16 protein-coding genes and 1 other RNA gene are annotated in these 21608 nt (G+C 51.9%); 12 read left to right on the plus strand and 5 right to left on the minus strand.

Annotation, left to right across the window (positions count from 1 at the left end; all coding sequences use genetic code 11):
• The 3 genes from JMI88_RS12070 (at nt 1) to aat (ending at nt 2928) form a co-directional block, all read left to right on the plus strand.
• Nucleotides 1-456 (plus strand): hypothetical protein, encoded by a 456-nt coding sequence (locus JMI88_RS12070; protein ID WP_201362083.1) that lies wholly within the window; start codon nt 1-3, stop codon nt 454-456.
• Nucleotides 457-658: 202 nt separating this feature from the next.
• The gene (locus JMI88_RS12075) at nt 659-2275 is read left to right on the plus strand and encodes a lipopolysaccharide biosynthesis protein (protein WP_201362084.1); all 1617 of its coding nucleotides are present in this window, start codon (nt 659-661) and stop codon (nt 2273-2275) included.
• 65 nt (nt 2276-2340) lie between these two features.
• Nucleotides 2341-2928: a leucyl/phenylalanyl-tRNA--protein transferase gene (gene aat, locus JMI88_RS12080; protein WP_201362085.1), complete on the plus strand. Its 588-nt coding sequence runs from the start codon at nt 2341-2343 to the stop codon at nt 2926-2928.
• A gap of 41 nt (nt 2929-2969) precedes the next feature.
• Here the strand turns inward: aat and JMI88_RS12085 are convergent, their stop codons facing one another.
• Nucleotides 2970-3836: a cytochrome c oxidase assembly protein gene (locus JMI88_RS12085; protein ID WP_201362086.1), complete on the minus strand. Its 867-nt coding sequence runs from the start codon at nt 3834-3836 to the stop codon at nt 2970-2972.
• A gap of 172 nt (nt 3837-4008) precedes the next feature.
• On the opposite strand from JMI88_RS12085, the gene JMI88_RS12090 reads away from it, so the two are divergent.
• On the plus strand, nt 4009-5154 hold the full coding sequence (locus tag JMI88_RS12090; RefSeq protein WP_201362087.1) for a glycerate kinase: 1146 nt from the start codon (nt 4009-4011) through the stop codon (nt 5152-5154).
• Nucleotides 5155-5415: 261 nt separating this feature from the next.
• On the plus strand, nt 5416-5613 hold the full coding sequence (locus JMI88_RS12095) for a hypothetical protein (protein ID WP_201362088.1): 198 nt from the start codon (nt 5416-5418) through the stop codon (nt 5611-5613).
• A gap of 29 nt (nt 5614-5642) precedes the next feature.
• On the opposite strand, the gene rnpB is transcribed toward JMI88_RS12095, so the two are convergent.
• Nucleotides 5643-6021: RNase P RNA component class A (gene rnpB / locus JMI88_RS12100), an RNA gene on the minus strand.
• Between the two features lie 422 nt (nt 6022-6443).
• On the opposite strand from rnpB, the gene rnc reads away from it, so the two are divergent.
• Nucleotides 6444-7124, plus strand: coding sequence for a ribonuclease III (gene rnc, locus JMI88_RS12105; RefSeq protein ID WP_201362089.1), 681 nt, complete (start codon nt 6444-6446; stop codon nt 7122-7124).
• 141 nt (nt 7125-7265) lie between these two features.
• The gene (gene rpoN, locus JMI88_RS12110) at nt 7266-8720 is read left to right on the plus strand and encodes an RNA polymerase factor sigma-54 (protein ID WP_201362090.1); all 1455 of its coding nucleotides are present in this window, start codon (nt 7266-7268) and stop codon (nt 8718-8720) included.
• 16 nt (nt 8721-8736) lie between these two features.
• On the opposite strand, the gene JMI88_RS12115 is transcribed toward rpoN, so the two are convergent.
• Nucleotides 8737-10719, minus strand: a complete 1983-nt coding sequence (locus JMI88_RS12115) for an Rqc2 family fibronectin-binding protein (RefSeq protein ID WP_201362091.1) — start codon at nt 10717-10719, stop codon at nt 8737-8739.
• A gap of 699 nt (nt 10720-11418) precedes the next feature.
• On the opposite strand from JMI88_RS12115, the gene gmk reads away from it, so the two are divergent.
• Nucleotides 11419-12063, plus strand: coding sequence for a guanylate kinase (gene gmk, locus JMI88_RS12120; RefSeq protein ID WP_201362092.1), 645 nt, complete (start codon nt 11419-11421; stop codon nt 12061-12063).
• Nucleotides 12064-12081: 18 nt separating this feature from the next.
• Nucleotides 12082-13086 carry a class II fructose-bisphosphatase gene (gene glpX / locus JMI88_RS12125; protein WP_268905990.1) on the plus strand — a complete coding sequence of 335 codons (1005 nt, stop codon included), beginning with the start codon at nt 12082-12084 and terminating at the stop codon, nt 13084-13086.
• 611 nt (nt 13087-13697) lie between these two features.
• Here the strand turns inward: glpX and JMI88_RS12130 are convergent.
• Together JMI88_RS12130 and topA are read right to left on the minus strand one after the other, a co-directional pair.
• Nucleotides 13698-14783 carry an isocitrate/isopropylmalate dehydrogenase family protein gene (locus JMI88_RS12130; RefSeq protein ID WP_201362328.1) on the minus strand — a complete coding sequence of 362 codons (1086 nt, stop codon included), beginning with the start codon at nt 14781-14783 and terminating at the stop codon, nt 13698-13700.
• A 104-nt stretch (nt 14784-14887) separates the two neighbouring features.
• Nucleotides 14888-17350 (minus strand): type I DNA topoisomerase, encoded by a 2463-nt coding sequence (gene topA / locus JMI88_RS12135; protein ID WP_201362093.1) that lies wholly within the window; start codon nt 17348-17350, stop codon nt 14888-14890.
• Nucleotides 17351-18173: 823 nt separating this feature from the next.
• Between topA and JMI88_RS12140 the strand changes: the two genes are divergently transcribed.
• From JMI88_RS12140 to JMI88_RS12150, 3 genes are read left to right on the plus strand one after another with little or no spacing between them, the layout of a single operon-like run.
• Nucleotides 18174-19850, plus strand: coding sequence for a MurT ligase domain-containing protein (locus JMI88_RS12140; protein ID WP_201362094.1), 1677 nt, complete (start codon nt 18174-18176; stop codon nt 19848-19850).
• 4 nt (nt 19851-19854) lie between these two features.
• A complete protein-coding gene (locus JMI88_RS12145; RefSeq protein ID WP_201362095.1) occupies nt 19855-20742 on the plus strand; it encodes a type 1 glutamine amidotransferase in 888 nt (295 codons plus the stop codon).
• A 30-nt stretch (nt 20743-20772) separates the two neighbouring features.
• Nucleotides 20773-21408, plus strand: a complete 636-nt coding sequence (locus JMI88_RS12150; RefSeq protein WP_201362096.1) for a ClpX C4-type zinc finger protein — start codon at nt 20773-20775, stop codon at nt 21406-21408.
• Nucleotides 21409-21608: the final 200 nt, after the last annotated feature.

Genomic DNA, 21608 nt, shown 5'->3' on the forward strand with positions numbered 1-21608 from the left:
ATGCTTCATCTTCATCTAATACAACAGAAGGCCCAGAACTACCGCAACCTGAATTATCGCAAACTGGCTCTCTACGCCACGGTGGTACTGGAAACGTTGCTGGTCGCCAGCGCCCTGGTGCCGGCACAGCTCTGGACACGCCTGATCCCACATTCGGCCAACGCGGCCCTTAACGGTCCTTATCCTGCCAGCATCGCACCCATCATTACGTTATTGCTGTACTTACTGCCAGGCGTAATTGGCTTTAGCTGTCAACACTGGCAAAAGGCGCTCCTGCTCGCCACCATACCAGCCTGGCTGGGTCTGGGAATTTTTCTGGTGGCTGCTACATTTAAAGTAGGCGCCTTTTACATGATGGCAACCGACCATATTACGGCCAACGTCAGCTTACTAGAGCTCTTCGCGGGACTAGGAGCTATTGGCTGGTTAGCGAGGTTTTTGTTTAAAATAAGTTAAAATACAAACTATGCAGAAATTGCCTTTACGGCCATTGCGCTTGGTGGGCCTTGCCCAGCGATCCAAAGAAGATGCAGTTGAGGTGAAGGGAATAGATGGAAGGGGCCGGCACACTGTAGAGTTGGTCGAGAACTCTGCAGAAGATATGCAAAGGCAACGTGTGACCTCTAAAAAGCGTCTTGACCTGGAAAATTCAACTACTATGACACAACATACATCCGATGACAAACCGTCGCCAGGAGATAGTGAAGCCCGGCGATTATTGAAACGCGCCCCTAATAGTTATTTAATTAATCAGATTTATAATCTCTGGTTCTTTTTCTCTTCCTTTCTCTTTACGGTGCTGATTACGCATGCGGTCACCACAGGTGACTACGGCGTTTATGCCATTATACAAACTTTTATCAATACGATTATCTACCTGGTAGCTCTAGGCATTGAAGACGCGACTGTCACCTTTGTGCCACGACTCCTATCAGAGTTTGGGATGGGAGTAGCCAGCCAGCTAGCCAGATATCTACTGGCATTGCGCCTGATCATCCTCTTTGTTACGATCGCACTGATCATCTTTGGCCTTCCACTGCTAGCCACAGGACTTGCGCTCATCCCCATCACTGGCAGCGCAGCTATCGCCCACAATTTGCAGAATCCACTACTAAGCAGATCTAGTATTCCAATCGCGCTCTACGTCTTTGGCTCCGGCATTGGCAATCTCTTCAGTGCTTTCTCTGCGGCCCAGATGCGCATGCATATCGTACTCATCATTGGAAGTATTGCGCAGGGCGCCTTATTGCTGGCGGGATTTGTCCTGCTCACAATAGGTTGGGGAATAGAGGGCATTCTATGGCTACAGGCGCTGGTGGCGTTGCTGAATGCGCTGGCCTTCGTCTGCTGGCTGGCGCCATTCTTATTGAAGGGCGCTCCACATCACAGGCTGCCACTTAAAAATATCTGGCAGGTCAGCATTTCAGCCTGGTTAACCAACCTGGCCACAGGTGCGCTCTTCAAACAGGTCTCTATTATTCTACTGGGCGTCTTCCTGATCTCGGTAGAAAACATCGGCTACTTCAACCTCTCATTCCAGCTAGCGGATGCCGCCAACCTGCTGCTGGTCTCTGGATTAACGGGAGTGGGTGGATCAGCCCTGGCAGCGGCTTTTACCGGTCAGAATCACCAGCGGTTGGGGCAGACCTGGCAGGCATTGATTAAAGTCGAAACGCTGCTCGCCGCGCCAGTGCTGGTCTTCTGCCTCTTTAACGCAGCCAACATCCCCACCATCCTGTACGGCAGCAAGTTTGATCCGGTTGGGCCACTGCTGACAATTTTCCTCTTCTTCAACCTGCTGGTGCGCATCCTTGGCACCACCATTCATCAGTCCGGTCTCTATGTGCTTGGCAAGCCCAGGCAGGTCGTTACCAGTCACTGGCTGAGCATCTTGATTGTCATTGGTGTCGGCATCATCTGTATTCCCATATTTGGGGCAGCTGGTGCCTTGATAGCAGATGGATTAGCAAAAACCACAACAGGCATCCTGTTACTGATATTTATCGCCCCGCATATTCCAACCACCCAGCGACGCGAGGTCCTGGTCTTCACCGGCCGCTTTATGCTGGCTCTGACGCTGGCAGCCCTCCCCTGCCTACTCTGGCATCCCAAAGATCGTATATTACTTGGGATTTCAGGTTGTCTCTTTATTATTTTGTGCCTGGGGCTGCTATGGTGGATCAAACCCCTGACGCAGCCAGATATAGAGCTGCTTAGAGGAATGAATCCGCGCATGGCCAGCTATCTAAAGTATTTCAGCCGCTCCAGGCCATAATGAAACGAGACAAGCGGAACCAGGCATGCAAGCAAGAATGATATGAGAAAGGAAAACGCGAAGCAATGAGCTACTTCATCCCGGAAGCACTCGATCCAACGCTGGTCGTCCAGGCCTACGCTCAGGGTATTTTTCCTATGGCAGATGATGAGGGAAAGATCAACTGGTACGCGCCAGATCCGCGCGCGATTCTGGAACATCGGAATCTGCATATTTCACATTCATTGCGGGCCACCATCCGTAAGCAGATCTACACTATTCGCACGGATACCGCCTTTGAGGGGGTAATGCGTTGCTGTGGGCAGCGTGAGGACACCTGGATCAATGAAGAATTCATCAAAACGTATACCTATCTGCACCAGCATGGGCTAGCTCATAGTATCGAGGCCTGGCAAAACGGCAAGCTGGTAGGAGGTCTGTATGGAATTGCCCTGGGAGGCGCCTTCATGGGAGAAAGCATGTTTTCCCGCGCCAGGGATGCCTCTAAAGTTTGCCTGGTAGCCCTGACAGAGCACTTACAGGAGCATGGCTACGTCCTGCACGATACCCAGTTTACCACGCCACACCTGATCACGCTGGGCGTCACCGAAATACCGCGCAGGGATTATGAACGACGATTGCGGCAGGCGCTGCAACTACACTGCAACTGGTAAATACAGCCACCACCTGGACGGAAAAGATGCAACCGGGCGGATTAAATGGTCTCTATCTCGACATTATCTTCGTCTTCATCGTACTCCATAGCCTCCTCTAAGCGGCGCTGGTCAGCGGCCCGGGTCTTCTGCTCTATCTGACCCATCCAACTAATAAATAGCGGCGACAGCACCACCAGGTCAACCAGGCCAGGCAGCAACAGCAGGGCCCCGGCCGCAGCCTGATCACCAAAAGCATTGATCCCGGTCTGCGCAGGAATGTGATAGTGGTAGAGCGCTACCCCGCTGTAGACAAGGATAAACGCAAAGATGTCCAGTGGCTGCCCATCTAAAATCACGTATAGCATCTGCAAGGGATAGCCGTGCTTCTTGAGCTCAGACAAAGAACCAATGATCGGCCACCAGTTGAGCAATGAGGCCAGAAAAATAGACAGCATCATAGTATTGTAGAGCGCGACGTTGGGTGTGGCGGCATTGTAGATTTTAGGGGCATGCCAGAGCAAAAAGATAGCGTTGAAAACCACCGAAGCTACAATCGGGTTGGTCAAAAAGCGTATAACCGTACTGACCACAGGAATCTCTAACACTGGCCGCAAAATAACTGCCGAGCAACCACCCAGCAGCAGCGGAGCACAGAAGGTGGTCAATACCACAACCTCGGCCATATGGACCAGAAATAACTGCGTGCGACCAATAGTGTGGACCGGCGAGAAGAAGAGAACCGCGAACAGGAGCAGGCCAATGACAAATGAAGCGATACGGATCTTACTGACGGTAGGTGCCTGTGGATCTTCCTGATGCATACGAAAAACCTGGCGCAAGCGCAACAGATAGAGTAGCGCCAGCACAACAAAACAGAGCAAACCACCTGGACTCCAGGACCAGGCAAGCGATAGGCCAGTCAACATAGAAAGACTCCACGAATATTCTTGGATACCAACAAAAATAACTCTGTTATGTAGTATAGAGCAGGAACGTCGAACGTGCAAATATCTCAGAGCTACCTGGAATGAAGATCCACAGCTATTTGATATAATGCAAGTAAATTAATCAATATACAAGAAGAAAGGGATTGCTACCATGCACATTCTAATTGCACCCCAGTCCCTGAAGGGTAGCCTGACTGCTGCTGAAACAGGAGCGGCCATCGCCCAGGGAGTTCAGGCAGTCTTCCCGGAAGCTAAACTGACTATTATTCCTATCGCTGACGGCGGCGAAGGAACAGTGCAGGCCCTGATCGATGCCACCCATGGACAGATCCATACACAGACGGTCACCGGTCCTCTGGAAGAGCCCGTAGAGGCATTTTATGGCGTGACGGGAGATGGCCAGACGGCCGTCATTGAGATGGCAGCCAGTTCAGGTTTGCCACTGGTAGCGCCCGAACAGCGCAATCCATTGATCGCGACCACACATGGCGTTGGAGAACTGATCAGGGCCGCCCTGGATCAAGGGAGCCGCCATTTTATCCTTGGCATTGGCGGTAGCGCCACCAATGATGGAGGCGCAGGCATGGCTCAGGCGCTCGGCGTCGCGTTCCTGGACGCCGAAGGTAAGTCTCTACCACCCGGAGGGTCCGCCCTGGCCAGACTAGCGCAAATCGACACCAGCAAACTAGACCCGCGCATCAAAGAATGCAGCTTCGACGTCGCCTGTGACGTTACCAATCCGTTGTGTGGTCCCACTGGAGCCTCCGCCATCTATGGTCCCCAGAAAGGGGCAACGCCAGACATGGTGGCAGACCTGGATGCCGCCCTCGCCCACTACGCACACATTATTCAACACGATCTCAAAAAAGATGTAGCCAATACGCCTGGCGCAGGAGCCGCCGGCGGACTGGGCGCCGGCATGCTGGCCTTTCTGAATGCCACCCTGCGACCAGGTGCCCAGATTATGTTAGAAGCATTGCGCGTCGATGAATATATGAAGGATGCCGACCTGGTCATTACGGCCGAGGGTCAGCTTGATGAGCAAACAGCCTATGGGAAAAGTGTGGGCGCCATTGCCAGGCTAGCCAAAGCTCATCAGCTACCCGTGCTGGCCCTGGCAGGAGGCTTAGAAACGAACTATACAAGTATTTACGACCTCGGGATTGATGCGATTATAGTATTACCCTCTGGACCGATGTCGTTAGTCTATGCAATGAAACATGCCTCACTATTGACGAGTCAGGCAACTGAGCGAGCGATGAAGCTCTTTCTCATGGGAAGGCAATTCAAAGGCTAAAGTTTAAAAAAAACTGTTATTCCTTACTCCCATGGAACGTTGATTCTATTAACCACGGGTATTCGTTTTGTAAAAACTTCTTTTATGAAAACTTTGTTCGTCCAAATGTTCGTAGCCTAAGAAATAATCCCAGTCAGGAATACGTTGTATATGGAGAGAGGCATTCATGTACCTACGTACCATGCAGCTTGCTATAAGTCTCCAGTTATAGCCCAATATATTGTCGTTTGCTCAGTTCTATGTTAAAAGGAGCCTGCCATTATGCAAGAACATTCTATAGTTAAAGGTGCTGATTTTCAAAATTTATTGGGCCTAGGATTTTCAGAAATCGAAGCTGCACAGCTAGTTTATATGAAAGAACATGTCACCGAGCAAGTCGAATATCGCGAGATAATGCAGGAAAGCCGTCGTTTGGATTTTATCCGCTGGTTGATTGAGCATGATCGCATCAAGAAGTAGTTTTTCAGTATGAGAAGAAGGTCTGGGAGGGTTTGAGGAAGCCATAAGCCGAATTTTGTGCCCTCCCAGGCTTACGCCTGAGCGGGCGGTAATCATCTATCTAGGACGATGGTTGCCCACCGCCTCAAGCGACCAACCCGAAGGTTAACAGGCGAGCAACCTGCCTGATCAAAGATCAGTCCCTTCTGCTTAGTCTTGCTCCAGATGGGGTTTGCCCAGCCAGCCAGTCACCTGGCTGCTGGTGAGCTCTTACCTCACCATTTCACCCTTACCCGAGCATAAACCCGGGCGGTATGTTTCTGTTGCACTTTCCTTGAGGTCACCCTCACTGGCCGTTAGCCAGCATCCTGCTCTGTGGAGTTCGGACTTTCCTCGGATCAAACAATCCGCGATTACCTGTCTTCCTCAAACCCATAGCATAGAGTATCATATCTAAAGAGAACAGTCTAGTTGCCAGATTGTCATCTTCTCTTTCCTGGCTGAACAGGAATCGAATACGTTCTATTCACGCTTATACAGCCGAATATTCCTACATAGTAGCGTTGCGGTTCCACCCAAAACGCGTTACAATGACGGCGACAAACGAAACAGACATAGACCTTATGGAAAGTTGTTTATCTTTAAATAAAAGTTCCGCTTGAATTTCTCTATTCAGCCAGACGTTAGAATTTAAAAAACACTGAAACACTATGTTCATATAAATAAACGACTGAGAATATCTCAAGCACTGGTACTCCGGCACCTCTGGTCAATACTTGCGGCGCTGGACGGACCCCCAAATAAGGTGCTGGACACACCAGAGTGGCCAGTCTAACAGTAGAGGTATATTAATGCACGAACAACTAGAAGAGATTTTAGGGGTAAAATTTCAGGATGCCAATCTCTTGAGATTAGCTCTGACCCACCGCTCATACATTTATGAAACACCAGGGGTAGGGCAAAGCTCAAATGAGCGCCTGGAGTTTTTGGGCGATTCGATTCTTGCTTTGATCAGTGCGGACTTCCTCTATCGCACCTTCCCCAATTTAAGCGAGGGTGAATTAACTGATGTCCGCGCAGTACTGGTGAGGACAGAAACGCTGGCCAACTTTGCTCGCGAGATTAATCTAGGCAATTTTTTGTTGATGGGTAAAGGGGAGCAACATAGCGGTGGCGGACAGCGCGTGCAGGCCTCTGCCTTTGAAGCGGTGCTGGGCGCAATCTACCTGGATCAAGGCCTGGAGGTGGTACGACAATTTCTGTTGCCACGCCTGGACCCACTGGCACATACCATTGTAACCAAACGTCTATTTAAGGATAATAAATCGCTATTCCAGGAATTGGCGCAGGCCCACGAAGGGATTACGCCTTCTTATCGCCTGGTGAGCCAGGAAGGGCCATCGCACAATCGGGAATTCACAGTAGAAGTCATGTTAGGAGATCGTGTAGCTGGCCGCGGCCAGGGTCGCAACAAACAAACGGCAGAGCAAGAAGCGGCTCGTGGCGCGCTTGTGAGCCGTGGCTGGATTTAATAACATATATAAAAAGCATTTGGACGTGCTCCTGCTTAAGGGCATCAGTTGGCTTCTCAAGCGGCTGCGCTCATCCAGATGAGATGAACGGCGTAACATTATAATTCTGAGGCGCGAACAGGGGATAGGTAGGGTACGTGTATGCGATTGGAACAAACGCCAAGAACCGACCAGAACGTCAGAATAAGTGCTCGGCTCGTCACATCGAGTACGATACTCCATCTTTCATCAGATGAGCTTGAGCGCACTATAAATCAGGAACAAACGGAAAATCCTGCACTTCAGGTAACGGAACAGCGCATCTGCCAGTTCTGCTCAACACCTTTATATGGGCCAACCTGTACAGTCTGTAGCCGCATCACTCAGCAGACACCACAGCTGACATTTACGCCCGAAACACCCCGTCAAACCATAACTTCCGACGGCCCATGGGGACAACAACTCTTCTTCTACGATAGCGATAATTACGGTTTTACTGAGGCCGATAATGATGATGCCTATGATCCGATGGCCCGTATTCCAACCAGTGAGACGCTGGTAGAAAATCTGCTGCACCAGTTAGAGGCGCTGATCTCGCCCGAAGACGCCTCGATCGCCGAACAACTGGTGGGAAATCTGGACAGCCGGGGCTATCTAGAAATAAGCCCACAAGAGATTGCTCAACATCTACAGGTGCCATTAGAACGCGTAACATATGTGCTTAGTCAGCTACAGACCCTGGAGCCGGTGGGCATCGGAGCCCGCGATCTACGTGAGTGCCTGCTGCTGCAACTGGCGGCCCTGGGCGAGCAGCAGCCTCCCTATCCACTGGCCTATACGCTCATCGATCGCTACCTCGAACAACTGGGGCACAACCAATTCGCGGACGTTGCCCGCAAGCTAAAGGTTCCCGAAGCAGAGGTGCGGCGCGCAAGTGATTACATTGGCACCATGCTACATCCTTTCCCTGGCTATATCTATAACTCAGTCAACAATGATACCCCGCTGGGCAGCAGCACCTCATATATCCATCCCGACGTCATCATCCGCAAAGGAGAAAATGGCTTTGAGATCGAGCTAATGGAAGAGAAGCGTTACAATTTCCGCATCGAGACACACTATCCAGGTCACAGCGACCAGGCGGCCAGTGAAAACAATACCGATGTACAAAAATATATGTACCAGAATCGCGACCGGGCCAAATTTTTTGTGGAGTGCATTTATCGTCGCTGGCGAACCTTAAGGCGCGTAGCAGAGATCGTCGTCAGTCGTCAACAAGAATTTCTCGAAAAAGGCATTCGCTATCTCTATCCATTAACCCGAGCCGAAGTTGCCTCCATCCTGCATCTCGATGAAGGCACTGTGAGCAGGGCAACAGCCAACAAATATGCCCTGCTGCCCAATGGCAGATTGATCCCAATTGCCTACTTCTTCGATGGCTCATTACGCATCAAAGACATGTTACGCGAGCTCATGCAGTCTGAAGATCCACGCCAGAGGCTAAGCGATGAAGAACTGGCGCATATCCTGACCGCGCGCGGTATCCCGCTGGCCCGCAGAACCATTGCGAAATACCGCGAAGAAATGGGCATCGGCTCATCGCGTGAGCGCGGCTGACGTGTCAGCGCTTACTCTATGCTTTGAGCAGGGCCAGCGCCTTATCTGGCTCAATATAGATCGTGTGCTCACGCTCATAGATCACCATGCCGGGTCCACCACCCTTCATATGGCGAACATGCCGTTGCAAGGTATAATCAACGGGCGCGCTGGTCGTTCCCCGCGCTTCACTATAATAGGCCGCCAGGCTGGCAGCCTGATCAATCGTGCTGCGTGGAATCTCTCGTCCGGCCGCTTTGATAATCACATGGGCACCGGCAACGCCGCGAGCATGTAGCCACATATCGTTGGAGGTAGCCTGGCGGAACGTCACTTCCTCATTCTGCCGACTATTTTTGCCAACCAGCAAGGTAAAACCTTCACGGCTCTGAAAATGCAGGGGCACGCCACCGCCAGAAGCGGTGGGTTTCCCTTTAGCCGCCTTGCCCCCCTTGCCTTTCTTAGCCGCTTTGAGGGCCTTCTTATCCACCAGGGCCTTACCACGGATATACCCCGCTGCCTGCACCTCATTCTTAACATGCGCGATCTCAGAGGCATTCTCGGCCAGCTTGAGGTCGGCAAAGAACTGCTCCAGGGTCGCCAGCTCAGTATTGTTCTGCTCGATCTGGCCTGGCACCAGTTCAAGTGCCCGGCGCAACTTATGATATTTATTGAAGTAGCGATTCGCGTTCCCCACAGCATCGAAGCGTGGATCCAGCGGCACCGTCACCTTCTGCGTGTCTCCTGTGGAAGCCTGGTCGAAGTAATTCTCCAGCACCACGCTGGTTGGACCCTGCTCCACCTCCTGCTGATAGGCCAGGAGCAACTCGCCAAACAAACGATACCGAGCGGCCTCGGCTGAATTGTCCATCTCTTTCTGTAACAACTCAGCTTTGCGCCTGCAGCGCTCAATATTGGTTTGCAGAATCTTGCGCAACGGAGCTCGCAGGGTATCCACGGCATCGCGCCACTCGGAGCGAGCGAAGTATTCATCCAGCAAGACATTGATTGAGGGTGACTCGCGCACACGCGAATCTGGCAGGGCAGAGTACTGTTCAAGCACATAAGGAGCAAAGGCCAGAGGCACATAGCGCTCCTCGCCCGCGACCGCGAACGCCTGCTGTTGTTCGTCAGCTGTCAGGCTGCGCTCAATCAGATGGGGATGCCAACGATGGCTATCATAAGCGGCCGTCAGGTCGTTGACATTCCAGGCCAGCTCTTCCCAGACCGCCTGATCGGCCTGCGCAACCGGTGTTTCAGTATTCTCGGTGGCGCGAAACACCGCTTCACGGGCCAGCAAAGGACTACAGCCGAGCACGTGATGGGATAGCAATTGCCAGAGTTTCGGCTGTTCGGGAGCCCGCTTACGCTTTTTAACCGGCACCTGAGTCTCCTCCGGGATTGTCTCGTCAGCGGCACAGATAGCCAGCTGTGCCGCCGTCACGCTGGTCGGCTCCAGGCGCGGCAACTGCTGGCCTGCCAGTGTACGCTGCTGAGGTGGTGGCGGCACATACGGCAGGCCGGCCGCCACCTCACGATAGCGATTGACATCCGAGCCAACACGCTTCAGACTCCCCAGAATCATCCCCCGCTCATCGCAAAAAATAATATTGCTGAGCCGTCCCATCGCCTCAATAATAAGGCGAAAACGCACACGCTCCTCGCTATCAGGACTCTTGCGATAGCCAGCTATAATCTCCAGCACACGCTCCCAGCGCGGCTGCTCGATCGACTCAATACGTGCTCCCTCCAGATGCTTGCGCAACAGCATCACAAAAGCTGGCGGCTCACTGGCAATTCTTTGCGGCTTCAAAGCCGTAATATGGGCACGAACAAATTGTGGATGGGCGGAAAGATAGACCCAACGATTTTGTCCTCCCTGGCCCTCGGTGCCCGGTGCATAACATTGCAGAGCCACCGCGTGCTCGGTCGGCTGAATAATCGTATCGATACGTGCCCCTACCAGCAATTTCCGCCACTCATCTGCGACGGTAGCAAGAGTTATAGCATCTATATACATAGTAACTTCCGATCTATTTCCGCTCCCGCCTCCAGCGGGAGGAAAGGGGAGGATATCAGGGGGACACCCCCTGACCCCCGGCATGGGCTGCTGCCCCTGCACCCCGCTTTCTTCGCTCCGGTTTAGGTTTCCCCTGCCTCCCGCTGGGAGGAGAGGGGAGGATATCAGGGGGGCACCCCTTGCTTACAGGTATAGGTTTTTTGGATTCACGCCAGGAAAGCGGGGATGCAAGGGGCTTGCCGCCCCTTGACTGGGGGTTTGGCGAGCATGCCGGGGGCATGATCAAGCTGTGCCCCCAACTCTTCCCCTCCCCGTGCCGCCCGCAGGGCGGCATCAGGGGCCTCAGGGGCTACGCCCCTGAAAAACCTACACCTGTAAGGGCACCCCCTGACCCCCGGCATGGGCTTGCTGCCCCTGCACCCCGCTTTTGGCGGGGAAAGAAGGAATTTCTGGGGTTTTCCCCAGGCTCCAGGCAAGGGCTGCCGCCTCTGCATTCCACTTTCTTCTCTGAGGCAAACGACTTTCGAGATACCCAACCGTGTTGTACAATAGTAGTGCAAGCACGCATAGACTCAACATTAGGAGGCCGGGTGGCTTTTCTTTGTCATTGTGCTCGCAAATACAAATTAAAGTATAACAAAGAGATGTTCGTTCGTACACCAATCCTCTTTCTATTTGAGCAACTGCAGGAAGAAAAGCATGCAACTTGAGACTCAATCGCTATTGTCACAATCAAAGCAAGCGGCCACCAAAAAGCCAGGATTGCTCTTTGTCCTTTCGGCCCCCTCGGGCACCGGTAAGGACAGCGTAATCAACGCCCTGAAAGAAAAGGGAGCTGATTTTCACGTGGTTGCTTCGGTCACAACCCGCGCGCCACGCCCTGGTGAAAGCGAGGGCAATCCTTATCATTTTGTCAGTCATGAACAATTCAAAGACATGATTGCACAGAACAAACTCATTGAGTACGCGCAGGTGCATGGTAACTGGTATGGGCAACCCATCCAACAAATCGTCGATAATTTGGAAAAAGGACGCGATGTCCTGCTCAAAATTGATGTACAGGGCGCAGCGACAGTGCGACAAAGGGTACCAGGAGCGATCTATATTTTCCTCGTTCCCGGCTCCATTGACGAACTTGTCGAGCGCCTGATCAATCGCCAAACCGAGACAGAGGAAGAGCGCCAGCGCCGACTTATCGACGCACAACACGAGCTCGCACAGCAAGAACACTATGATTACACCATTGTGAACCGCCAGGGGCGACTCTCCGAGGCCGTTGAACAATTGCAAGCAATTATGCAAGCAGAACATTGCCGCACTCGCCCGCGGTACGTACAAATATAAAAACAAAGGATTTTTGCGATGCAACCAGAAGAGGAACGTTTTGAACCTTCGCGCACAATTGAGCGCAATTTAGGAATGGAACTCATTCGCGTAACCGAGGCAGCCGCCTTAAGCGCCGGTCGTTGGATGGGTAAAGGCAATAAAGAGATGGTCGACCAGGCAGCTGTGGACGCCATGCGTCATGCGGTCGATGGAGTAGATATGCACGGTGTAGTGGTGATTGGTGAAGGTGAGAAAGACGAAGCCCCGATGCTTTATATCGGTGAAGAGATCGGCAATGGCAGCAAGCCAGATGTAGACGTGGCCGTAGATCCCGTTGACGGAACGCGCCTGCTGGCATTGGGGTTGCCGGGAGCCCTGGCGGTCATCGCCACGGCCGAGCGCGGCAGCATGTATTCGGCCCCTCCGGGAGTCTATTACATGGAAAAGATTGCCGTCGGGCCAGCGATGAAAAACGTCATCGACATCAATGCTCCAATCGCAGTCAACCTGGATCGCATCGCACGCACACGCCAATCGCGCCTCGACGATCTGACCGCTGTCATCCTTGATCGTCCTCGTCACCAGGATATCATTCGCCAAGTTCGAGAGGCCGGCGCCCGTATTCGCCTGATCACCGACGGTGACGTGGCCGCCGCTATCCTGGCCGCAATGGAAGACTATCGTGGTATCGACATCATGCTGGGTATTGGTGGAGCGCCAGAAGCAGTGCTGGCCGCCGCCGCATTGAAGTGTCTGGGCGGCGAGATCCAGTGTAAAATCTGGCCACGCACAGAAGAAGAACGCCAGCGCTTCAAAGCCGACGGCATCGATATGGACAGGGTGTACCGCACAGACGATCTGGTAAGCGGCAACGATGTCAGTTTCGCAGCCACAGGCATTACCAGCGGAGAACTGCTCGACGGCGTTCAATACTTTGGTTGGGGTGCTCGCACATCATCCATCATGATGCGCTCACACTCAGGTACCGTTCGCTACATTCAGGCTCGCCACAAATGGCGCAAAGGGGTAGTGCAGCATTAAATTATGCTGGCGCAGCCAGCGTGGGTGGGGGCGCTGACGCTCACCCCTATTCTTGTTCTTTCAGGTGAGCGTGTCTGAATGTCTTGCTTTTCGCGCCTTCAAGCTGAGGCAAGGAGATGATGCCCCCGGCATCCTCGTCAGCACCTATGACGCTACGCGCCTTCGGCGCTCAAAAGGTCTTTTTTATTCGTTGGTGCAGCCATTCGCGCAAAGCGCGAATGGCTGCACCAACGAATAAAAAATGGCCCGGGCGCGCATGTGCCTGCCCATACGGAGGCGCTTTGCTTCCCATGGCGATAGACTTCAGACGCTTTCAAAAAGAGTGTCAGATTCCCATAGCATCCGCATGCACGGTGCATGGGTTTGCGCACTTCCCGTGCTCAGGATGTCCCTTTATTGTTGGTGCAGCAGGTGCGCGAATGCGCACCTGCTGCACCAACAATAAAAAAGAGAGGGGGGGACGCCTTCGTTCCCCAGACCCAGGGGTGCTCTGATTCTCAGTCTGTTGGGAGTCTGACACTCTCTAAATAAAGGGTACGGGCATGTCAGCGCCCATACACACATGCACACATGTCTACATAGTGTGTGAGCGGTCCCTGTTTATGGGCCGCTCACACACTATGTAGACACTCAATAACCGCGTCAGCAACCTGAGACGTGCCAACGGCAGTAGGATCATCGGGGCGCGGCTTTAAATCATAGGTTACTGATTTCCCTTCGGCCAATACCTGCATCAAAGCCCTCTCTAAACGATCAGCGGCTTCTCTCTCTTCCAGATGGCGCAGCATCATCACTCCGGAAAACATCATCGCCATTGGATTTACCTTATTCTGACCAGCATATTTAGGCGCACTACCATGCACTGGCTCAAAAACAGCGTAATTATTGCCAATATTAGCGCCCGGAGCCACACCCAGGCCGCCAATTAAACCTGCAGATAAATCAGAGATAATATCGCCATAGAGGTTAGGAAGGACCAGCACATCATATTGTTCGGGCTTCTGCACCAGTTGCATGCACATATTGTCAACAATGCGGTCCTCATATTGAATATCTGAATATTCTTTGGCCACTTCATGAGCTGTAGACAGAAAGAGCCCATCGGAGAGACGCATAATATTAGCCTTATGTACAGCGGTCACTTTACGGCGCTTATTGGCCCGTGCGTACTCGAAAGCGAACTTCACAATGCGCCTGGTAGCAGCAATGGAAATATACTTGACACTCATGGCTGAATCAGGATCGATATGATGCCCCGTAGTGCGGCCAATGAATTCTATCAACTCCTCATATTCAGGGGTACCACGTTGAAATTCAATACCAGCATAGAGGTCTTCAGTATTTTCGCGTACAATTACCAGATCAATATTTTCGTAGCGAGAACGAAGTCCTTGATACGTCTTGGCAGGGCGCAAGTTCGCATAGAGATCAAGCTTTTTACGCAACGTCACATTGGCGCTACGTTGACCTTTCCCCACTGGAGTCGTAATGGGTCCCTTGATCCCTACTTTTGTGCGTTTGATCGACTCTATCACCTCCTCTGGCAAAACAGTCCCTTGTTTTGCCAGAGTTTCCACTCCTGCCGGCTGCACATCCCAACTAAACTGTACGCCAGTTGCTTCCAGCACACGACAGGTCGCCTCAGCAATTTCTGGCCCAGTTCCATCGCCGGGGATCAGCGTCACTGCATGCGGCATGTAATCCTCCATAATAAGCAGAACTCCCCTTTTTTGGGATTTGGGAGAGAGTAAATTATTTTTCGATTATATCACAACTTTCTCTAATCGTTCTGCTTTTATCATTACCTGGTAGCCTTCGTTCTCCCCGCTGCTGTACTTGTGGCCTTTACGGTCTCTGTCGACCGGCGTGCTGGCGTCTTTGCTGTGCTCTTACTGGTCGTCGCACGTTTGGTAGTTTTCTTCGCAGCAGCCACTTTTTCGGTGCCGTTATCAGAAACCTCGGGCGCTTTCTTACGCGTGGTCGTCGCACGCTTGGTAGTCGTAGCCTTCTTAGCCGCCGTTGTTTTCTTCGCGGCAGTGGCCGTCGTTTTCTTACGGCCCGTGCCAGCAGGAGTCACGGGACCACCATCCGGGACCGGTGTTTCCTCATTGCCGCTCTGTACCAAAACCACCTCGTTATAACAAACCGGCTCCTGGCTGCCTTTTGGAACCACCATCAAGCCACCACAATTAGGGCACAGATCGGGCACTGGGCGCTCCCAGATAGCGAAATTGCAGGTTGGATAGTTATTACAGCCATAGAAGATGCGCTTCTTCTGGCGCGTCTTACGCTCAACCAGGTCGCCACCGCACTGAGGGCAGAGCGCACCGGTCTTATTGACCACCGAGCGACGATAGCTACACTCAGGGAAACCAGAGCAAGAGATGAAGCGACCAAAGCGACCCGTCCTGATAACCAGGTTACGGCCACACTCGGGACACAGCTCATCAGTCTCTTCCAGAGGCTTCTGCACCCGGTTCATTTCCGCCTCAGCTTTTTCCATCGCCGACTTAAAATCGCCGTAGAAAGTGCTCAGAAACTCAATCCAGGAGCGCTTACCATCTTCAACATCGTCCAGCTTGCGCTCCATATCAGCGGTAAAGCCAGTATCCACAATATCTGGAAAATGCTTATTCATCACTTCATTGATGGTCTCGCCCAGCCAGGTCGGCACGAAGCGCCGCTGCTCCTGATCTACATAGCCACGATCCTGGATCGTGCTAATAATCGGCACATAGGTACTTGGACGACCAATGCCCAGTTCTTCCAGCTCTTTAATCAAACTGGCCTCAGAAAAACGTGGTGGTGGCTGCGTAAAGTGCTGATCCGGCTTCAAACTATGGCAATTCAAGGTTTCATTGACCTTCATCACCGGTAGCAATTTTTCATCTTCTTCACGGAACCAGACGGCATAGAAGCCTGGAAACTTCAGGTTCGAGCCAGTGGCGCGAAAAACATATTGCCTGGCCACGATATCAGCACGCACCGTATCAAAAACAGCTGCCGTCATAAAGCTGGCCACAAAACGACGCCAGATCAAATTGTACAGCTTGAACTGGTCAGGGGACAGGTGAGACTTCACGATCTGTGGCGTCAAAGACACATCGGTGGGGCGAATAGCTTCGTGCGCATCTTGTGTCGACGCCTTCGATTTACCGACACGGCCCTGACCCACATAGGGATCGCCAAAGGCATGGGCGATATGTCCTTTGACCTTTTCTTGCGCCTCATCAGAGATACGCGTCGAGTCGGTACGCATATAGGTAATCAAACCCTGATGCCCACGCTCACCCAACTCCATACCTTCGTACAACTGTTGAGCCAGGCTCATCGTCTTCTTCGGCTTAAAGTACAGCCGCAAAGACGCATCCTGCTGCAAAGTACTGGTCGTATAAGGCAGCGGCGGCTGGCGGCGCTGCTCGCGCTCATCATATTTCAAGACACTGTAGGTCGCATCCTGCAAATCCTTCAGGATAGCATCCGCCTCTTCTTTAGAAGAAATCTTAATACGGCCTTTATTTGTCTTCGCCAGCTTCACATCATTTGATCCATTTGACCCATTAACCTCAGCCGCCGACTCCTCCCCATCACTGGCAGACTCTTCGCCATTCAGAGCATCGACATCATTGAGCCGAGAAATCAAGGTCGCCTCAAAGCGCTCCTTTTGTTTCTGCTTACTCAGGGTCGCGACAATACTCCAATATTCCTCAGGCACAAAGGCGCGAATCTCCGCCTCGCGATCGCAAATCACGCGCAGAGCAACCGACTGCACACGTCCCGCGCTTGTGCCCGATTGAATACGCCGCCAGAGCAGAGGACTAATTTTATAACCAACCAGGCGATCGAGTACACGACGCGCCTGCTGAGCATTAAAGAGGTCTTCATTGATCTGCCGAGGTTTGCGGATCGCATCCTGGACCGCACGTTTCGTAATTTCATTAAACACAGCGCGGCGAGGATTCTGCAATTCCAGGATATTTTTAAGTGACCAGGCAATAAATTCACCTTCACGATCGGGGTCAGGAGCCAGGTACACTTCGTCAGCACGTTTGGACGCAGCTTTCAGCTCGTCGATCAACTTATCTTTTTTCTCGATAATCTCATATTTAGGAGCAAAATCTTTGCGAGTATTAACACCTAGCCCTTTTTTGGGCAAATCAATGATATGGCCCATGGACGCACGGACCTCAAAATCACGACCAAGAAACTTCTCAATTGTTTTTGCTTTGGCCGGTGACTCGACAATTACCAATTTTTTCGCCATGGAGTTGTTACCTGACCTTCGTTACTGAACAAAACCCGCATATTTTTATGAGTGTTCGTCTTAAAGGATAGAATAGCATATCTTGACAAGTAGCTATTCTATCCTACATTACATCTAATCAAACGCTTTATCTGTAGCTCTTTACCAAACCTCCCAACGTATCCACAACTTATTTTTGGCATATCGCCAGGAACAATGTGCCAGAACCCTGCTTAGAACACGACGTGCGGGTTCTCATCCCGGGCAAGGTGAAGGCTGCATCAAAAATTTCTTTTGAAGCATACCATACATGGCAAGAGTTCATTTTTTATTAGCATATATATCATTATCATAACTTTGACAAGGGGTACCAGTTCTCACGCCGCCTCCTACGGCGTCTGGGAAGGCTGAGGTTGGTAAGGAACCCATGAAGCCCCTGGCATCCTCGTTCGTCATGCGATCAGTATGCTCGCCAGCCTGGAAGCGCTGACGCCCCCACTCTTTTTTATTCAGTGGTGGAAGTGCGCCGTGCGCACTTCCACCACTGAATAAAAAAGTTTTTTTCTGAGCGCCGAAAGGCGCGTAGCGTCAGGGGCCGCAGGCACAAAACGCAGGCTTTCACACACGCTTTGAGCGCTTTTCAGGATATTTTAAACATCCCTGCAATATCCCAAATATCTCATTATTGTAATTTTAGAGCAGTCAGGGTGTAGCTAGCACAAAAATACAAAACTAACTGATGAGTCTATCTTTACCATACACTTGACCCCACCAGGCTTGCATGCTATGCTGCATTCATCTACTATAGAGGATAGAAGCAGAAGCGCCGATGCGGAGGAATAGCATGCGAAAAGAACAACCATCTCAGCCAATCTCGTCCGAAAGCGATCAGCCACCACGAGAAAGCTTGATGGAGACCGCGTCACTTCCCCCACCAGATAAAGGGATTACGAGGAAGCCGCGTCCCATGCGACGCCAGCGTGCAGTGCGCGCAGGTGTCGCAGTGATGGCAGGGCGCACCGCCGGTGCCATCAGCCGCCGCCTTCATATTGGAGGCGGTACCAGTATCGTGGGCGTTGTCGCGCAACGCGTCTACCCTGATATCGTAGAACACCTGGCTACCGAGCTTGAGCATGGCAGTGTCATGATTACGGGAACGAATGGCAAGACCACCACCAGCAGTTTCATCGCAGCCATTTTGCGCGATGACGGCTTACGCGTCTGGCGCAACCGGGAGGGCTCCAACCTGGTTGGAGGCGTCGCCAGTTCGCTAGTGATTCGCGCCCAACCTAATGGACATCTACGTCGGGCCGGCCAGGCGATCTCTATTTTAGAAGTAGATGAGGCAGCCTTACCACAAATTGTGCGCTCAATTCCTCCCCGGGTGATTGTCTTCACTAACCTGTTCCGCGACCAGTTAGATCGCTACGGAGAAGTTGATAGTGTCGTCAGCAAATGGAAACAGGCCATTGCCCTGCTGCCAGCAACCACAACTCTGGTATTGAATGCTGACGACCCAACCATTGCTCAGTTAGGCGATGGTTTCGCGGGTCGCTGCCTCTACTATGGTATTGAAACAGCACTTGAGAGGGAAGAAGACGAAACCAAAGCTGATCATCACCAGGTCATAGACGCCCGCGTCTGTTCCAATTGTGGACACGATTACGAATACGATTTGCATTTTTACAGTCATATGGGGCATTATCATTGCCCCCAGTGCGGCAAAAAACGACCTCAGCCAGACGTGCGTGTTACCCACGTCCAGGTCGATACCTTTGATCGCATCCGACTGCAGATCCAGGTAGCTGACCAGCAGCGGGAATTAATCGTGCCCTTGCCAGGACTCTACAACATCTATAACGCGCTGGCTGCCAGCGCTGCTTCCCTGGCACTGGACACCCCCTGGGAACCCATTATCAGCGGCATCGAGCAATCCAAGCCCGTATTCGGACGCGGCGAACGCATCCAGGCCGATGGCAAAACCATGCGCCTGCTACTGGCCAAAAATCCTACAGGCTTCAATGAAGTGCTCCGTACACTCTTCAGCGACGGCACAACACGTCATATACTCTTCATCCTCAATGATAACATCGCTGATGGACAAGATATTTCCTGGATCTGGGATGTCGATTTTGAACGAGCACTTGGGCAGACTCAGACGCTGGTCATCAGTGGCACACGCGCTCTGGACCTAGCGCTGCGCCTCAAATATGCCGGCATCAACGAACAAACTATGACCATTATCCCAGCCACCCGCTTAAAGGCCCAGAAAAATACTCAAACGACCCGTTCCAGGCACCTGAAAAAGAACCAGATAATAAACAAAGAAGAAGGGCAACTACCAGAAGCAATCAATGAACGCCTCTATGGGATCAAAAATGCCTTAAACAGTGCATTACAACAAACCCCTGTGGGCGAAACTCTCTTCGTAGTACCGACGTATACAGGGTTACTGGAAGTACATCGTGAATTAGAACAGCGCGGTTTTACCCCACATTATTGGGAAGGAAGAGATGCTTAAAAGTATGGCACAATATCGAATACAGCCGCTCACACTCACACTGGGCCATTTATATCCAGATCAATTAAACTTGTATGGAGATAGAGGCAACATTTTAACCCTGCGCCGACGTTGTCAGCTACGGGGCATTGAACTACGCGTTGTGGGTCTGGGAGTAGGGGATGCACTGGCACCAGATGAATATGATATGCTATTTATTGGCGGCGGTCAGGATAAAGAGCAGGCCCCCGTCGCGCAAGACCTATATGAAATGAAAGGCATCGGCTTATGGGCTGCCATCGAAGACGACATGCCCGTTCTGGCGGTCTGCGGAGGATTCCAACTGCTCGCCCACTATTACCGTCCCGCCGAGGGTCCCGATATGCGTGGCCTGGGTGTTTTCGATGCCTGGACCGAGCATAAAGGTTCGCAGGTGGCCCGCTGTATTGGCAATATCGCCCTGCGTTGGAATGGACAGACACTTGTAGGCTTTGAAAACCACGGCGGCCGCACATACTTAGGTACAGCCAAACCCCTGGGAACAGTACTTAAAGGTCACGGAAACAATGCCGAGGACCAGACCGAAGGTGCCATTTACCGCAATGCCTATGGAACCTATCTCCATGGCTCATTATTACCAAAAAATCCTCATTTTGCTGATTACTTAATCGAGCTAGCCCTGCAACGTAAATATGGGTATCAAGCCGATACAGAACCTCAATTACTCAATGGAAATCGTACTAGTACGACCTCTGAAAATGGTTCAACTGTGTTAGAATTACAAAAAACAAATTTGTCACCATTACTTACGCCATTGGAAGATTCGTTAGAATGGGAGGCACACGCCTCTATACTTGAACGACTAGGATTGTATAGTGAGGCTGCGGCAGTATTGCGCACCCACAAACGTTAACACGCCGGTTTAACTGATGGGGAATATGCTATGAGTTTTGATCGGTCAATGGCTCGCTGCTCATTCTGTGGTCGTCACTCTTCAGATGTACGACGCATGATCGCTGGCCCTGGAGCCGCCTACATCTGCGACGATTGTTTGCAACTGTGTAACGATATTCTCCGTGACCCAACGCCCTTTTCAACCGCGGCGTTGGAGCTGGCATCACGTCCTCCGGTGGTCGTTGCGGCACCATCACTGGGAACCGAGCGGAATGAAAACACAGCTGCACGCGAACCTTTGCGTACAGTCACCTTAGAAATCGAACAAAAACAACAAGGGATGACCCTGATCCTACATCGCATTCTCTATTATCAAGATTTCTTTGAGCTACAATACCTATGGATTCGACCACCGTTTACGGCCGGCTTCGCCTTTGTGCCGCGTATCATTTTTTTCCTTAAAGACAACACAGGCACCCAATGGACCGGCGATCGCGGTGGCATGATCCTGGCTCGCCCCGATCTGGCCAGCGGACCGAATAACGCCGTCTACCAGGGCACCGCCCGTTTCCGCCCCTCGCCGTCATCTGAAGCACGTACATTGACCATTCGTGCCGCCGATCCACTAGGTCAATTCGAGCCACTCCCCGCACAACCCTGGCAGTTTGAAATCACGCTTGCATAAACATTCTGTATTTAGTGGTGCAAGAAGTGAGCGATGAACACTTCTTGCACCACTAAATACATTTTTTGAGAGTGTGTCTGAAAGCCAGATGTTTCGCGCCTGCGGCCCCCTGACGCTACGCGCCTTCGGCGCTCAAAAGGTTTTTTATGGTTGGCGCAGCAGGTGCGCGAACCATAAAAAGAGTGGGGGGACGCCTGCGT

The sequence above is a fragment of the Dictyobacter formicarum genome (assembly GCF_016587435.1).

What these genes read in the sequence shown, in the direction of transcription:
- JMI88_RS12070 (WP_201362083.1), top strand. Translation starts at nt 1, where the DNA reads ATGCTTCATCTTCATCTAATACAACAGAAGGCCCAGAACTACCGCAAC.
- JMI88_RS12075 (WP_201362084.1), top strand. Translation starts at nt 659, where the DNA reads ATGACACAACATACATCCGATGACAAACCGTCGCCAGGAGATAGTGAA.
- aat (WP_201362085.1), top strand. Translation starts at nt 2,341, where the DNA reads ATGAGCTACTTCATCCCGGAAGCACTCGATCCAACGCTGGTCGTCCAG.
- JMI88_RS12085 (WP_201362086.1), bottom strand. Translation starts at nt 3,836, where the DNA reads ATGTTGACTGGCCTATCGCTTGCCTGGTCCTGGAGTCCAGGTGGTTTG.
- JMI88_RS12090 (WP_201362087.1), top strand. Translation starts at nt 4,009, where the DNA reads ATGCACATTCTAATTGCACCCCAGTCCCTGAAGGGTAGCCTGACTGCT.
- JMI88_RS12095 (WP_201362088.1), top strand. Translation starts at nt 5,416, where the DNA reads ATGCAAGAACATTCTATAGTTAAAGGTGCTGATTTTCAAAATTTATTG.
- rnc (WP_201362089.1), top strand. Translation starts at nt 6,444, where the DNA reads ATGCACGAACAACTAGAAGAGATTTTAGGGGTAAAATTTCAGGATGCC.
- rpoN (WP_201362090.1), top strand. Translation starts at nt 7,266, where the DNA reads ATGCGATTGGAACAAACGCCAAGAACCGACCAGAACGTCAGAATAAGT.
- JMI88_RS12115 (WP_201362091.1), bottom strand. Translation starts at nt 10,719, where the DNA reads ATGTATATAGATGCTATAACTCTTGCTACCGTCGCAGATGAGTGGCGG.
- gmk (WP_201362092.1), top strand. Translation starts at nt 11,419, where the DNA reads ATGCAACTTGAGACTCAATCGCTATTGTCACAATCAAAGCAAGCGGCC.
- glpX (WP_268905990.1), top strand. Translation starts at nt 12,082, where the DNA reads ATGCAACCAGAAGAGGAACGTTTTGAACCTTCGCGCACAATTGAGCGC.
- JMI88_RS12130 (WP_201362328.1), bottom strand. Translation starts at nt 14,783, where the DNA reads ATGCCGCATGCAGTGACGCTGATCCCCGGCGATGGAACTGGGCCAGAA.
- topA (WP_201362093.1), bottom strand. Translation starts at nt 17,350, where the DNA reads ATGGCGAAAAAATTGGTAATTGTCGAGTCACCGGCCAAAGCAAAAACA.
- JMI88_RS12140 (WP_201362094.1), top strand. Translation starts at nt 18,174, where the DNA reads ATGCGAAAAGAACAACCATCTCAGCCAATCTCGTCCGAAAGCGATCAG.
- JMI88_RS12145 (WP_201362095.1), top strand. Translation starts at nt 19,855, where the DNA reads ATGGCACAATATCGAATACAGCCGCTCACACTCACACTGGGCCATTTA.
- JMI88_RS12150 (WP_201362096.1), top strand. Translation starts at nt 20,773, where the DNA reads ATGAGTTTTGATCGGTCAATGGCTCGCTGCTCATTCTGTGGTCGTCAC.